Origin of the sequence: Rhizobium sp. BR 249 (assembly GCF_047445895.1) — a bacterium.
Taxonomy (GTDB): Bacteria; Pseudomonadota; Alphaproteobacteria; order Rhizobiales; family Rhizobiaceae; genus Rhizobium.
This window is the reverse complement of sequence record NZ_JARWKX010000004.1, coordinates 111,688-125,379: the sequence shown is the minus strand read 5'-3', so window position 1 is coordinate 125,379 and position 13,692 is coordinate 111,688. Positions and strand designations below refer to the sequence as shown.

Annotated in this window: 12 protein-coding genes; 9 read left to right on the top strand and 3 right to left on the bottom strand. The window is 63.3% G+C overall.

The window, feature by feature from the left end; translation table 11 throughout:
- Window positions 1–17 precede the first annotated feature (17 nt).
- The 9 genes from QD408_RS05830 to QD408_RS05790 all read left to right on the top strand — a co-directional run bounded on the left by QD408_RS05830 (window position 18) and on the right by QD408_RS05790 (window position 11,663).
- Window positions 18–1,727, top strand: coding sequence for a methyl-accepting chemotaxis protein (locus tag QD408_RS05830; protein ID WP_414138640.1), 1,710 nt, complete (start codon window positions 18–20; stop codon window positions 1,725–1,727).
- Window positions 1,728–1,997: 270 nt separating this feature from the next.
- The gene (locus QD408_RS05825; RefSeq protein WP_088683136.1) at window positions 1,998–3,920 is read left to right on the top strand and encodes a methyl-accepting chemotaxis protein; all 1,923 of its coding nucleotides are present in this window, start codon (window positions 1,998–2,000) and stop codon (window positions 3,918–3,920) included.
- Between the two features lie 223 nt (window positions 3,921–4,143).
- Window positions 4,144–5,952, top strand: coding sequence for a methyl-accepting chemotaxis protein (locus tag QD408_RS05820; protein WP_414138639.1), 1,809 nt, complete (start codon window positions 4,144–4,146; stop codon window positions 5,950–5,952).
- A gap of 2 nt (window positions 5,953–5,954) precedes the next feature.
- Window positions 5,955–6,431: a chemotaxis protein CheW gene (locus QD408_RS05815; protein ID WP_088683134.1), complete on the top strand. Its 477-nt coding sequence runs from the start codon at window positions 5,955–5,957 to the stop codon at window positions 6,429–6,431.
- 29 nt (window positions 6,432–6,460) lie between these two features.
- Window positions 6,461–7,315 carry a CheR family methyltransferase gene (locus QD408_RS05810; protein ID WP_088683133.1) on the top strand — a complete coding sequence of 285 codons (855 nt, stop codon included), beginning with the start codon at window positions 6,461–6,463 and terminating at the stop codon, window positions 7,313–7,315.
- A gap of 8 nt (window positions 7,316–7,323) precedes the next feature.
- Window positions 7,324–8,421: a protein-glutamate methylesterase/protein-glutamine glutaminase gene (locus tag QD408_RS05805; RefSeq protein WP_414138637.1), complete on the top strand. Its 1,098-nt coding sequence runs from the start codon at window positions 7,324–7,326 to the stop codon at window positions 8,419–8,421.
- A gap of 196 nt (window positions 8,422–8,617) precedes the next feature.
- Window positions 8,618–9,418 carry an inositol monophosphatase family protein gene (locus QD408_RS05800; RefSeq protein ID WP_414138636.1) on the top strand — a complete coding sequence of 267 codons (801 nt, stop codon included), beginning with the start codon at window positions 8,618–8,620 and terminating at the stop codon, window positions 9,416–9,418.
- Window positions 9,419–9,530: 112 nt separating this feature from the next.
- Window positions 9,531–10,628 carry a flagellar motor protein MotA gene (locus QD408_RS05795; RefSeq protein WP_414138635.1) on the top strand — a complete coding sequence of 366 codons (1,098 nt, stop codon included), beginning with the start codon at window positions 9,531–9,533 and terminating at the stop codon, window positions 10,626–10,628.
- Between the two features lie 3 nt (window positions 10,629–10,631).
- Window positions 10,632–11,663, top strand: coding sequence for a peptidoglycan -binding protein (locus tag QD408_RS05790; protein ID WP_414138634.1), 1,032 nt, complete (start codon window positions 10,632–10,634; stop codon window positions 11,661–11,663).
- Here QD408_RS05790 and QD408_RS05785 read toward each other — a convergent pair whose 3' ends face one another.
- From QD408_RS05785 to QD408_RS05775, 3 genes are all read right to left on the bottom strand, one after another.
- Window positions 11,664–12,911 (bottom strand): RNA polymerase sigma factor, encoded by a 1,248-nt coding sequence (locus tag QD408_RS05785; RefSeq protein ID WP_414138633.1) that lies wholly within the window; start codon window positions 12,909–12,911, stop codon window positions 11,664–11,666.
- Window positions 12,912–12,918: 7 nt separating this feature from the next.
- Complete coding sequence (locus QD408_RS05780; RefSeq protein ID WP_088682827.1) at window positions 12,919–13,257, bottom strand: YciI family protein; 339 nt, start codon at window positions 13,255–13,257, stop codon at window positions 12,919–12,921.
- A 240-nt stretch (window positions 13,258–13,497) separates the two neighbouring features.
- The gene (locus QD408_RS05775; RefSeq protein WP_088682826.1) at window positions 13,498–13,686 is read right to left on the bottom strand and encodes a YegP family protein; all 189 of its coding nucleotides are present in this window, start codon (window positions 13,684–13,686) and stop codon (window positions 13,498–13,500) included.
- Window positions 13,687–13,692 lie beyond the last annotated feature (6 nt).

Sequence of the window (13,692 nt, the reverse complement as noted above, 5' to 3'; positions counted from 1 at the left end):
AACGGGGGTTTTGGACCATGCGACTGACAATCAAGACGAAACTGGTGACTGCGTTCACCTTTATCATCCTCATGCTTTTGGGCACCGCCGCTTACGGTATCTTTAGCCTGGGGTCGCTGAACGATACGATCGGCAATCTTCTTGCCGGCCCGGCGGCCCGCCTCGACCTTGCGCAGCAGATCAACATCGCGCAGCTCGAAGCCATCCGCCAGCAGAAGAACCTGCTGACCGCCCGCACACCCGAAGAAAGCGCCGGTGCGATCGACAAGGGCAACCAGGCTCGCAAGGATTTCAGCGAGGCCTTCAACCATGTGCTGGGGCTCGCGACGGAAGAAGGCAAGGCTCGTTGGGCGCGCATCGCCGAGCTTTCCAAGGCTTTCAATGCAGCCGACGACCAGATCCGCGACTATCTGAAGGCCGGCAATGCCGAGGGGGCAAACACCGTCTCCATCACGGCGGCGCGTGCCGCGGCCAACGATATCGACTCGACGCTCGCCGAAATTCTGGCTCTTGAAAAGCAGCGCATGAAGAGTGCCGACGCCGAGGCCGACCAGCAGTATGCGACGACACGCACGACGATGATCGCCGTCGCTGCCGTTGCACTGCTGATTGCCGCGATTACGGCCTTCTGGATTGCCAGCACGATCAGCAAGGGTCTCAGCCGCGCCAACACCGTGGTTCGCGAAGTGGCGGAAGGCAATCTGACGAAGATGGCCGACATCACCAGCCATGACGAAATCGGCGAACTTCTGGGCAACGTCAACATCATGATCGAACGCCTGCGTGGCGTCGTCGCCGACGCGCTTTCGGCCGCCGAAAACGTCTCGTCCGGCAGCCAGCAGCTCTCGGCAAGCTCCGAGCAGGTATCGCAGGGCGCCACGGAACAGGCGGCTTCCGCCGAGGAGGCTTCCGCTTCAATGGAGCAGATGGCCGCCAACATCAAGCAGAACGCCGACAACGCCGCGCAGACCGAAAAGATCGCCCGCCAGTCCGCCAAGGATGCGGAAGCCAGTGGCGAAGCCGTCACGCGCGCTGTCGATGCCATGCGTACGATCGCCCAGAAGATCAGCATCGTCCAGGAAATCGCCCGCCAGACCGACCTTCTCGCACTCAACGCGGCTGTGGAAGCAGCACGCGCCGGCGAGCACGGCAAGGGTTTTGCGGTCGTCGCTTCGGAAGTGCGCAAGCTTGCCGAACGCAGCCAGTCGGCCGCCGCCGAAATCAGCTCGATGTCGGGTGATACCGTCAAGGCCGCCGCCGATGCCGGTGAGATGCTCGGCCGTCTGGTGCCCGACATCCGCAAGACGGCGGAACTCGTCTCCGAGATCAGCGCCGCCTGCCGCGAGCAGGATATCGGCGCCTCCCAGATCAACGAGGCGATCCAGCAACTCGACAAGGTGACGCAGCAGAATGCCGGTGCTTCCGAGCAGATGTCCGCTACCTCGGAAGAACTCGCGAGCCAGGCCGAAGAACTGCAGACGTCGATCGCCTTCTTCAAGGTCGATACGGCAGGCAGCGCACGGCCCGGTGCCCAGAAGACGCAGCCGAAAGGCCCGGCCAAGGTGATCAAGGCTCCGGCCGTTGCCCGCAAGCCTGCTCCGCACGCCCAAAGCCAGGGCCGCGGCCAGACGGTTTCGGCCCAGCAGCAGCGCCTCAAGGGCTTCGCTCTCGACATGTCGATGGGCGGTCCTGACGACGGCGACGACGATTTCAGAGAGAGCGCATAAATGCGCCTCTTGGAGGAGAGTGCCGAGCATTCTCCCGGGTGAAGCGCCTCAGCCTTCGCCTTCATGTGATCCCTCGGGCTGCCCTGGTGGCCCGAGGCGGGAAATATCCCAACGCGTGTAGGCGTTGGCGCTGCGACCGATAGATGTCCGGCCGCCGGGAAGTGAATGTAGTCGCTTTCCCCCTTTCAGACACATCACTCTGAAGTTCGGCGTTCCTTGGACCGGAACGTCTCTCTATCCAATCGTTTTGCGCATAGAACGGGGTATCACATGCGTTTCACCATTAAGCTCAAACTCGGCCTTGCCTTCTCAGTCATGACGCTGCTTCTGATCGGCATCGCAGTTTACGGAAGCCTGAGCCTCGGCACCTTGAACGAGGCGAGCGGCGATATGATCGATGGGCCGGTGCGCCGCCTGGAGCTGGCGCTGAATGCCAATATTGCCGAAGTCAACGCGATCCGCGCGCAGAAGAACGCGCTGCTCTCCACCGATCCCGAGACCGCCGCCGGCTTTTACAAGGAAGCCGACCAGAACCTGCAGGCCATGTTCGACACCGTCGATGCCGGCCTTGCCATCGCCACGACAGAAGGCAAGGTCCATTGGGAGAAGCTGCGGGCGATCGGCGGAAAATTCCGCGAAAAATCCGCCGAACTGCAGCAGCTCGACGCCAGAGGCGACAAGGCAGGCGCGCTTGCGCTTTCGCTCGGCGATCTCAGGGTGATGACCGACGATATGGCTGGCGCGATCACTTCCCTGATCGAGATCCAGCGCAAGAGCATGCAGGCGACCGACCATGCCAATACCGAGCTTTACGATTCGACCAAGCTCATCCTCACCACGGCATCGGGTATCGCCGTGCTCGTGGCTCTCGGCGCCGCCTTGTGGATCACGCTCGGAATCAACAATGGCCTGCGGAAGATCACGAGCGTCGCAAACGCCGTGGCTATCGGCGATCTCAATCAGAAGGTCGACGTCAGGACCAATGACGAGATCAAGGATCTCATCGATACCGTCAACACCATGACCGCCAACCTGCGCGCGACGGCGGCCCTTGCCGACCAGATCGCCATGGGCGACCTGACGACCGATGCCAAGCCGCTCTCGGACAAGGATACGCTCGGCATCGCGATGCAGAGCATGATCGCCAACCTCAGGACCACGGCAGGGATCGCCGACCAGATCGCCAATGGCGACCTGACGGTGTCCCCGAAGCCCCTCTCCGACAAGGATGCCTTGGGCCTTGCGCTGGAGCAGATGGTCGAGCGGTTGCGCGGCGTCGTCGCCGACGCGATCTCGGCCGCCGAAAATGTTTCGGCCGGCAGCCAGGAGCTTTCGGCAAGCTCCGAGCAGGTATCGCAGGGCGCCACGGAACAGGCGGCTTCCGCCGAAGAAGCTTCCGCCTCGATGGAAGAGATGGCCTCGAACATCAAGCAGAATGCCGACAATGCGGCCCAGACGGAAAAGATCGCCCGCCAGTCCGCCAAGGATGCGGAAGCGAGCGGCGAGGCCGTCTCCCGCGCGGTCGATGCCATGCGCACGATCGCCCAGAAGATCGGCATCGTCCAGGAAATCGCCCGCCAAACCGACCTGCTCGCCCTCAACGCGGCCGTCGAAGCGGCCCGCGCCGGCGAGCACGGCAAGGGCTTTGCGGTCGTGGCCTCGGAAGTGCGCAAGCTTGCCGAGCGCAGCCAGTCGGCGGCGGCCGAAATCAGCTCGATGTCGAGCGACACCGTGACGGCAGCCCAGGAAGCGGGCGAAATGCTCGGCCGCCTGGTGCCCGACATCCGCAAGACGGCCGAGCTGGTTTCGGAGATCAGTGCGGCCTGCCGCGAGCAGGATATCGGCGCGGCGCAGATCAACGAGGCGATCCAGCAGCTCGACAAGGTAACGCAGCAGAATGCCGGCGCCTCCGAGCAGATGTCCGCTACCTCGGAAGAGCTCGCGAGCCAGGCTGAAGAACTGCAGACGTCGATCGCCTTCTTCAAGGTCGATACGGCAGGCAGCCGCCGTGATCGCGCGCCGGCGGCCAGGACGACGGTGCGGAGCCCCGCTCCCGCCGCCCGCAAGCCTGCGGCCAGGAAACCGGCCGCCGGCAGCGTCGCTGCTCAACAGGCGCGAGTGAAAGGGTTTGCCCTCGACATGTCAATGGGCGGTCCCGACACCGTTGACGACGAGTTTAGGGAGAGCGCCTAGCGCTCTCCTTGGGGAGAATGCTCCTCTGGAGACGTGCATGAGCGCTATCTCCGTTCGAAACTGTCGTGGGCCAGCCACATGGCCCATGACACACGCTTCCGGCGCTTGGGGGTGCCGGTACTTCTCCCTGTAACAGGTTTTCGCCTGACGGAATTTCTTTGCTGCATGATGCCGCGCCGCCTGGACCATATTTATTGCCTCGCTCTCAGAGAGGAATATTGAGATGCGTATTACGATCAAACTTAAACTCGCAGCCGCCTTCGGCTTTGTCATAGTCTTGCTGGCCGGCAGCGCGGTCTATGGAATCTTGAGCCTTAGTTCACTGAACGACGCCGTCAGCAACCTTGTTGCAGGTCCCGCGAAAAGACTGGAACTGGCAATGGAAGCGAAGACCGCCGAGCTCGATGCCGTTCGTTGGCAGAAGAACGCCCTTCTGGAGATGGATCCTGAAATGGTCAGGAAGCACTATCAGAATGCCGCAAAGAGTGTGGATGAAATGATCGCTTTGGTGACAACCGGCCAACAGCTCGCAACTCCCGAGGGCAAGCCCAGTTGGGACAGGCTGCTCGATCTCGCCAAACGCTTCGACGAAGGCTCCAACAGAGTCGCCTCTACCCAGGAAGGCGGCGACAGGGCAGGGGCCGTGGCGCTTTCCTCAGGGGAGGTTCGCGGCCTCGTCCTGGAGTTGGAAGATGTTTTCGAGACGCTCGTCACGCTTCAGCAAAAAGCGATGGCTCAAGCCGATAACGACACAGACATCCTTTACAGCTCGACGAAGAATACGCTGATCGGTGTAGCGATCGGGGCTTCCGTCATTGCTTTCGCCGCTGCCCTTTGGATTGCGCTCGGCGTCAACAGCGGCTTGCGCAAGATCATGAACGTTGCCAGCGCTGTCGCGATCGGTGACCTGAACCAGAAGGTCGAGATCAGAAGCAATGACGAGATCAAGGATCTGGTCAACATGATCAACACCATGACGGAGAACCTTCGCATCACCGCGAACATTGCGGCGCAGATCGCCGACGGCGATCTGACTGTCGCACCGAAGCCGCTTTCGGAGAAGGATACGCTCGGCATTGCGCTCGAGCAGATGGTCGAGCGCCTGCGTGGCGTCGTCGCCGATGCGGCTGCTGCCGCAGAAAATGTTTCGGCCGGCAGCCAGGAACTGTCCTCGAGCTCCGAGCAGGTGTCGCAGGGCGCCAGCGAACAGGCGGCTTCCGCCGAGGAGGCTTCCGCTTCAATGGAGCAGATGGCCGCCAACATCAAGCAGAACGCCGACAACGCCGCGCAGACCGAAAAGATCGCCCGCCAGTCGGCCAAGGATGCCGAGATGAGCGGCGAAGCGGTGTCGCGCGCCGTCCAGGCGATGCGGACCATCGCCGAGAAGATCAGCATCGTTCAGGAAATCGCCCGCCAGACCGATCTTCTGGCGCTCAACGCCGCCGTCGAAGCGGCGCGTGCCGGCGAACACGGCAAGGGGTTTGCGGTTGTCGCCTCCGAGGTGCGCAAGCTTGCCGAACGCAGCCAGTCGGCCGCTGCCGAAATCAGCTCGATGTCGGGCGATACGGTCAAGGCTGCCCAGGACGCCGGCGACATGCTCGGCCGGCTGGTGCCCGACATCCGCAAGACGGCCGAACTGGTTTCCGAAATCAGCGCCGCTTGCCGCGAGCAGGATATCGGCGCGTCGCAGATCAATGAAGCGATCCAGCAGCTCGACCGGGTGACGCAGCAGAATGCCGGCGCTTCCGAGGAGATGTCTGCAACTTCCGAGGAACTCGCCTCCCAAGCCGAAGAACTGCAGGCGTCGATCGCCTTCTTCAAGATCGATGCGGCAGGCGACCGCCAATCCCGGACGCCGGCTGCGAAGGTCACTGTCCGCAGTTCGGCTCCCCTCACCGGCCGCAAGCTCGGTGTCAGGACCCCCGCCGCCAACAGCGTCGCCGGCCAGCAAGCGCGGGCGAAGGGTTTCGCTCTCGATCTCTCCATGGGCGGTCCCGATGATGGGGACGCCGAATTCAAGGAAAGCGCGTGATCATGGCTCCGACATCTCTGGAAGCGCAATTCGTGACCTTCAGCCTCGGCGAGGAGATCTTCGCCGTGCCGGTCGAGGTCGTGCGGGAAATCCTCGACTATGCGGAAGCGTTCAAGATTCCGAACGGTCCCGACTATCTGCTCGGCCTGCGCGACGTGCGCGGGCAGGGCGTGCCGACGATCGATCTTCGATTGAAGCTCGGCATGACGAAGACCGTGCCGACGCCGCATACGCGGGTGCTCGTCCTCGACGTGCCGATGGAAAGCCGGCTGCTGACGCTCGGCCTCGTCGCCGACCGCGTCTTCGAAGTCACGCCGTTCCGGCACGACCAGATCGAGACGGCGCCCGACATCGGCGTGCGCTGGCGCTCGGACTATATTGCAGGCGTCGTTCGCCGTGAAAACGGCTTCGTCGTCATCATCGATCTCGCGCGGCTCTTGTCGCGCGAGGATACCTCGGCACTGCAATCGGCCGCCTGAGCGCGCATCAACCCGGAGTACTGCTTTCTATGAGTATGGCAGCGGTGGAAACCCAATTGCCGGGTGATCGGATCAGCAAGCGCAATTTCGAAAAGCTTGCCCGGTTCATCTACGACTACAGCGGCATCAAGATGCCGCCGACCAAGCTGACGATGCTCGAAGGGCGGCTGCGGCGCCGCCTTCGCGCAACCAACCATTCGACCTTCGACGATTATTGCGACTTCCTGTTCAATCACGACGGGCTTGCCCAGGAAACCGTCTATCTGATCGACGTGGTGACGACCAACAAGACCGACTTCTTTCGGGAAGCCAAGCATTTCGAATATATGCAGACCGTGGCGCTGCCGACGATCGCCAATAGCGGCGTGCGCACCATCCGCACCTGGAGTTCGGCCTGCTCGACAGGGGCCGAACCCTATACGATGGCGATGGTGCTGGCGGAATTCGCGGAAGGTCGCAACGACGTTTCCTACAGCGTGCTTGCCACCGATCTTTCCACCGACGTCTTGCAGACGGCGCGCCGGGGCATCTATCCGGAAGACCTGATCGCGCCCGTGCCGCGCGATCTGCAGCGCAAATATGTGCTGGTCGCCAAGCAGCAAGGCCGCAAGGAGGTGCGCATAAACCCGAAGCTGCGCAGCAGGGTGGGGTTTGCCCGGATGAACCTGATGGACGACAAATATCCGGTCGGCGACTTGATGAATATCATCTTCTGCCGCAACGTGCTGATCTACTTCGACAAGCAGACTCAGGCCGGCGTGCTCAACCGCCTCTGCGATTGCCTGGCGAAGGGTGGCTACATGTTCATCGGCCACTCCGAGTCGATCACCGGTTTCGACCTGCCGCTGAAACAGGTCTCGAACACGGTGTTCCAGCGTATCTAGAGGCGTTCATGCGCAAGAAAATCCGCGTCCTCATCATCGACGATTCCGCCAGCGTCCGGCAGACGCTGGCCCACGTGCTGGAGCAGGATCCCGATATCGAGATCATGGCAGTGGCGTCCGATCCCTTCGTGGCGGCGCGCAGGCTGCTGGACGAGGTCCCCGATGTCATCACGCTCGACGTGGAGATGCCGCGCATGGATGGCATCACCTTCTTGCGCAAGCTGATGGCGCAGCGGCCGATCCCGGTCGTGATGTGCTCGTCGCTGACCGAGGCGGGTTCGGAAACGCTGATTCAGGCTTTGGAGGCGGGCGCCGTCGACGTCATTCTGAAGTCGAAGATCGGCGCCGCCGACAGCCTTGCCGATGACGCCATGCGCATTCGCGAAGTCGTCAAGAGCGCCTCGCAGGCGCGGCTTTCCACAGTCCGCCGCGCGGCCGGGACCATTCGCTCCGCTTCCGCCGAGGGGCCGGCCAAGAAGCTGACGGCCGATGCCATGCTGCCGCCGCCGACAGGGCAGGCCATGGCGAAGACGACGGAGATGGTCGTCTGCGTCGGCGCCTCCACCGGCGGAACCGAAGCACTGCGCGAGTTCCTGGAGGAACTGCCGGCCAATGCGCCCGGCATGGTCATCGTCCAGCATATGCCGGAGAAATTCACCGCCGCCTTCGCCAACCGGCTGAACGGGCTCTGCGAGGTCGAGGTCAAGGAGGCCGCCGACGGCGATCCGGTGCTGCGCGGCCATGTCTTGATCGCGCCCGGCGACAGGCACACGCTGCTCGAACGCCAGGGCGCGCGCTATCATGTGAGCGTGAAGACCGGGCCGCTGGTCTCCCGCCACCGGCCTTCCGTTGACGTGCTCTTCCGTTCGGCGGCGCGTTCGGCCGGCTCGAACGCCATGGGGATCATCATGACCGGCATGGGCGACGACGGCGCGCGCGGCATGCTGGAAATGCATCAGGCCGGCGCCTATACGGTGGCGCAGGACGAGGCGACATCCGTCGTTTTCGGCATGCCGAAGGAGGCGATCGCCAAGGGCGGCGTCGACCGCGTCCTGCCGCTCGATCAGATCGCCCGCGAAGTGCTGATAACGCAGCAGAAATTCTGAGATCGGCGCCCACCGGCCGGCAAAGCGAGCGATTTGCGATGCTGCAGGGCAGCCATGCGCGCCTCCCCTTGAAATTTCCGCGATTTTGTGGTCTTGAGGCCGCCAATCTTTGCAGCGCTGCCTGTCATGCATGTTCAGGGACATTTCCCGGCCCTGGCAGCGCGCGCCCCGTATCAGTCCCAAGGAAAATGCGCAGATGGCCCGTTCAGCTCTTCTCAATGTCATGGTTCAGGCTGCCCTCAAGGCAGGAAAATCGCTGGGGCGTGATTTCGGCGAAGTGCAGAACCTGCAGGTTTCCGTGAAGGGACCGGGCGATTTCGTTTCCACCGCCGACCGCAAGGCCGAGAAGATCGTCCGCGAAGAGTTGATGAAGGCCCGCCCGACCTATGGCTTCCTCGGCGAGGAAAGCGAAGAGATCAAGGGCACGGACGGCGCGCATCGCTGGATCGTCGATCCGCTCGACGGCACGACGAACTTCCTGCACGGCATCCCGGCCTTCGCCGTTTCGATCGCGCTCGAACGCAATGGCGAGATCGTCGCCGCGGTCGTCTTCAATCCGGCGACCGACGAACTCTATACCGCCGAACGCGGCGGCGGCGCCTTCCTCAACGACCGGCGCCTGCGTGTCGCCGCGCGCCGGGTGCTGTCGGATTGCGTCATCGGCTGCGGCGTGCCGGCGCTCGGCAAGCGCAATCACGGCAAGTTCCTGGTGGAGCTTCGCCACGTGATGGGCGAAGTGGCGGGCATCCGCCGCCTGGGCTCACCGACGCTCGATCTCGCTTATGTCGCGGCCGGTCGGTTCGACGGTTTCTGGGAGGCGGAGCTTGCGCCCTGGGATATGGCGGCCGGCATCCTGCTCATCCGCGAAGCCGGCGGTTTTGCCACCGATTGGGACGGCGGGACGGCCATTCTGGAGAGCGGCGCGATCGTTGCCGGCAACGAAGCCATCCACAAGGCGCTGATCGAAGTCATCAAGCGGCCGATCCCCGCCAAGTGAGCGAATGAAAAACCGGCTGTTGTAAAGTCACGCTTTTCGCCCCGGCATACTTCAATTCGGCACAATGTTGCTCTAGTCTCCGCCAGCGATGAGTTCGGAGGCTGCTGAACCTATGGAAAATGTGAATGTGGCGGAGATCGGCTCCACCGAAAAGACGACGGGCGGCTATGCCCACAGGCTTTCGAGCCCCATGCCTTTCCTCTGGACGATGCTTCTTTTCCTCGTCATCGTCGGTTTCATCGCCGCCATCCTCTTCCGGCAGACGCAGACCGCCTTCATGCACAATCCGGGCCTCAACGGCCTGATTCTCGGCGTTCTCGCGGTCGGAATCATCCTTGTTTTCAACCATGTGCTGGCGCTTCGCCCCGAAGTGCGCTGGTTCAATTCCTTCCGTGCCGCCGGCAGTGCCGACAAGGTCAACCGCAATCCGCGGCTGCTTGCGCCGATGCGGGCCCTGATCGGCAGCCGTAAGAGCTCGGTGGCGCTGTCGACGACGGCACTGCGTTCGATCCTCGATTCGATCGCCACCCGCCTCGACGAATCGCGCGACGTCTCGCGCTACCTGATCGGCCTTCTGGTCTTCCTCGGCCTGCTCGGCACCTTCTGGGGCCTCATCGGCACGATCGGCTCGATCAGCACCGTCATCCAGTCGCTCGATGCCGGCTCGAACGGCACGGGGGACGTGCTCTCGGCTTTGAAGGAAGGGCTTTCCATGCCGCTTTCGGGCATGGGCCAAGCCTTCTCCTCCTCGTTGCTCGGCCTTTCCGGTTCGCTCATTCTCGGCTTCCTCGACCTGCAGGCCGGCCGCGCGCAGAACCGCTTCTACATGGAGCTGGAAAACTGGCTCTCTTCGGTCACCGATGTCGGCTCCGATCTCGCGCCAGCCCTCGACGCCGTTTCCGGCTCGGAGGATATGCGTGCGCTCTCCGATTATCTGCGCAAGGCCTCCGAAGAGGGCGGCGTCGGCAGCCAGCGTTCCGTCGCCGCCATGGCGAGCCTTGCCGAAGGCATTCAGGGGCTCGTCAAGAACATGCGCAATGAGCAGCAGATGCTGCGTGACTGGATCGAGGCGCAGCAGGACGAGGCGAAGGCGATGCGCCGCACGCTCGACCGGCTGGCCGAACGCATCGGCCTGCAGGAGCGGGGGGGCGAGAAGACCGAACGCCAGCGCGACCGCGCGAGCCAGACAGAGAAGAGCGAGGGCAAGTAAGCCATGGCTCTCGCCCGCAACCGCCGCCGCGAACGCACGGTGGATTATTGGCCGGGCTTCGTCGATGCGCTGTCGACGCTGCTCATCGCAATCATGTTCCTGCTGACGGTCTTCGTCGTCGGCCAATTCATCCTCAGCCGCGAGATCACCGGACGCGACGAGGTGCTGAACCGCCTCAACAGCCAGATCAACGAGCTGACGCAGCTTCTCGCGCTCGAAAAGGGTAGCAATCAGGATCTCCAGGATTCGGTCGCCAATCTGCAAGCCTCGCTCGCGACCGCCGAAGGCGACCGCTCGCGGCTGCAGGCGCTCTTGAACGCCGGTTCGGGCGGTCAGGATGCGGCCCAGAAGCGTATAGGCGCGATGACGCAGGAGCTCGACGAGCAGAAGCAGGTGAGCGAGCGGGCGCTGAGCCAGGTCGAACTCCTGAACCAGCAGATCGCCGCACTTCGAAGCCAGATCGCCGCCGTCGAAGCGGCGCTGCAGGCATCCGAAGAGAAGGACCGGGTCTCGCAGACCAAGATCGCCGATCTCGGCAGCCGCCTCAATGTGGCGCTGGCCGCACGTGTGCAGGAACTGAACCGTTATCGCTCCGACTTCTTCGGCCGCCTGCGCGAAATCCTGTCGGATCGCGAGAATATCCGCATCGTCGGCGATCGGTTCGTCTTCCAGTCGGAAGTGCTGTTTCCCTCGGGCGGCACCGATCTCAATCCGGAAGGGCAGACGGAGATGGCGAAGCTCGCCGCCGCCCTTCTCGATCTCGCCAAGGAAATTCCCCCGGAGATCAACTGGGTGCTGCGCGTCGACGGCCATACCGACAATGTGCCGCTCGCCGGGACCGGCCGCTATCGCGACAACTGGGAACTCTCCTCTGAGCGCGCGATTTCGGTCGTCAAATTCCTGATCGGGCGGGGCGTGCCGGCCGACCGGCTCGTTGCCGCCGGCTTCGGCGAGTTCCAGCCGATCGCGCCGGGCGACACACCGGATGCACGCGCCACCAACCGCCGCATCGAGCTGAAGCTGACCGAGAAATGATCAACCTGGCGAGGTTTGGCGCACCTGCTCCAGCCGGCCGGCGAGGAAGTCGCGCACGGCGGGACTGTCGCTGAGACCGATGGCCGTCATATAGGCATCGGCCGCCGCGATATCGCCGACGCGAGCCAGAAGAAAGGCGCGAACGGCCCAGTAGGGCTGATAGCCCGCGATGTCGCGCGGATCGAGCGTGTCGAGCCGCTCCAGGCCGGCTGCCGCACTCAACGCCCTGCCGATCACCGCAGCCTGGCCGACGCGTGCGCCAAGCGTTGGCTTCATCGTCACGAGCGCGGCGTAGAGCGTCGTCAGCGCCTGCCAGTCGGTCACTCCCGAAAGCCGCCGCGCCGCATGCACGGACTGGATCGCTGCCTGGCACTGGAAGGGGCCGAACCGGTCGAAGCTTCCTGCCTTACGCAGCAGCGCATCTGCTTCCGCAATCATGATCGCATTCCAGGCCGCCGTACCCTGCTCGTCCAACGGCACATATCGGCCGTTGCCGTCCCGCCGGGCGCCGCGGCGGGCTTCACAATGAAGCATGAGGGAAAGAAGACCGATCGCTTCCGGCTCGTCGGGCAGTACCGTGAGAAGCGTGCGGCCGAGCCAGATGGCTTCGCCGGCGAGCGAATGGCGCTCCTCCTCACCGTCGAGGCCATCCCAGCCGAGGCCGTAGGCGGCGTAGATCGCTGAGAGAACGGCGGCGAGCCGCCCTGATAAAGCGGGGCGAGGGGGAATGGCGAAGGGAATGCCGGCCTCGCGGATCTTCACCTTGGCCCGCACCAGCCGCTGGCTCATCGCTTCCGGTGACACGACGAAGGCCCTGGCGATGGTTTTCGCCTCGATGCCGAGAACGGTTTGCAGCATCAGTGCCGTATGCACCGACTTGTCGATGGCGGGATGGGTGCAGGCGAAAAGCAGCTTCAGCCGCTCATCGGGGAAGATGGATTTTCCGGCCCCGTTCATGCGCTCCTCCGCCTCCTCGAAGGCGAGCGATATCGTCGCCTGCGCGTTGGCCTGGACGGTGCGGTGGCGGGCCGCCTGCATGAGGTTGCGGCGCGCGGCGACCATCAGCCAGGCTTCCGGATTATCGGGGACGCCGCGTTCCGGCCAGACGCGAAGGGCTGAAGCCAGTGCTTCCGACAACGCGTCTTCCGCTGCGGGCACGTCGCGCGAGCGGGCGGCGAGAAAGGCGATCAGCTTGCCGTAGGATTGACGCGCCACCTGTTCGGCGGCGCGTCCGGCATCGAGCGGCATCGCAGCCTCACATCTGCAGGCGCGGCCGTACCTCGACCGACCCCTTGTCGGAGATCGGAACGCGTATCGCCCATTCGAGCGCCGTATCCATGTCGGGAACCTCGATCAGATAGAAGCCGCCGAGCTGTTCCTTGCCCTCCGGATAGGGGCCGTCCTGAACATCGTGGTTTTCGCCTTTGCGACGCACGATCGTGCCGGTTTCAGGGGCTGTCAGCCCGGCGCCGCCGGTCATGATCCCCGCTTGAGCCAGCGCTTTGCTATAGGCAACCCAGCCGTCGCGATAGACGGGATCGCTGCGTCGCGCAAAATCCTCGGCGGCTTCGCGAATGATGAGAGCATATTGCATGGGAAACTCCTGATCTCGTTGGTGGCGTTGATCCAGGCAGCCGTGACGCCCGGCGGAGCGGCTCAGCCGTTCCGAGACAATGAGGCGCGGCCAACGGTCATTTCGACATGACTTTCAAAAAAATTTGCAAAGATAGGAATTGCGCACGATTCACAAGCAAACAGGCCAGGCTCGAAAGCACCGGCGCTGCTCATAGGCGCGGAAGGCAGAGCGGCGTTCAAGCCGCTGCTGCCGCCTTGATCAGGCTTCGGTCTTGGTCTGGTCGACGATGTCGGCGCCGGGCGAGTTCTTCTTGATGGATTCGATGGCGTTCAGGGCGGATGCCTTTGCCTTGTAGCCTTCGGAACTGAACATGGTTTCGCCGTTCGATGCCTTGAAGCGGAAACGGAATTCGCCTGATTTATCCTTGTAGACTTCGAATTTATACATTGATGT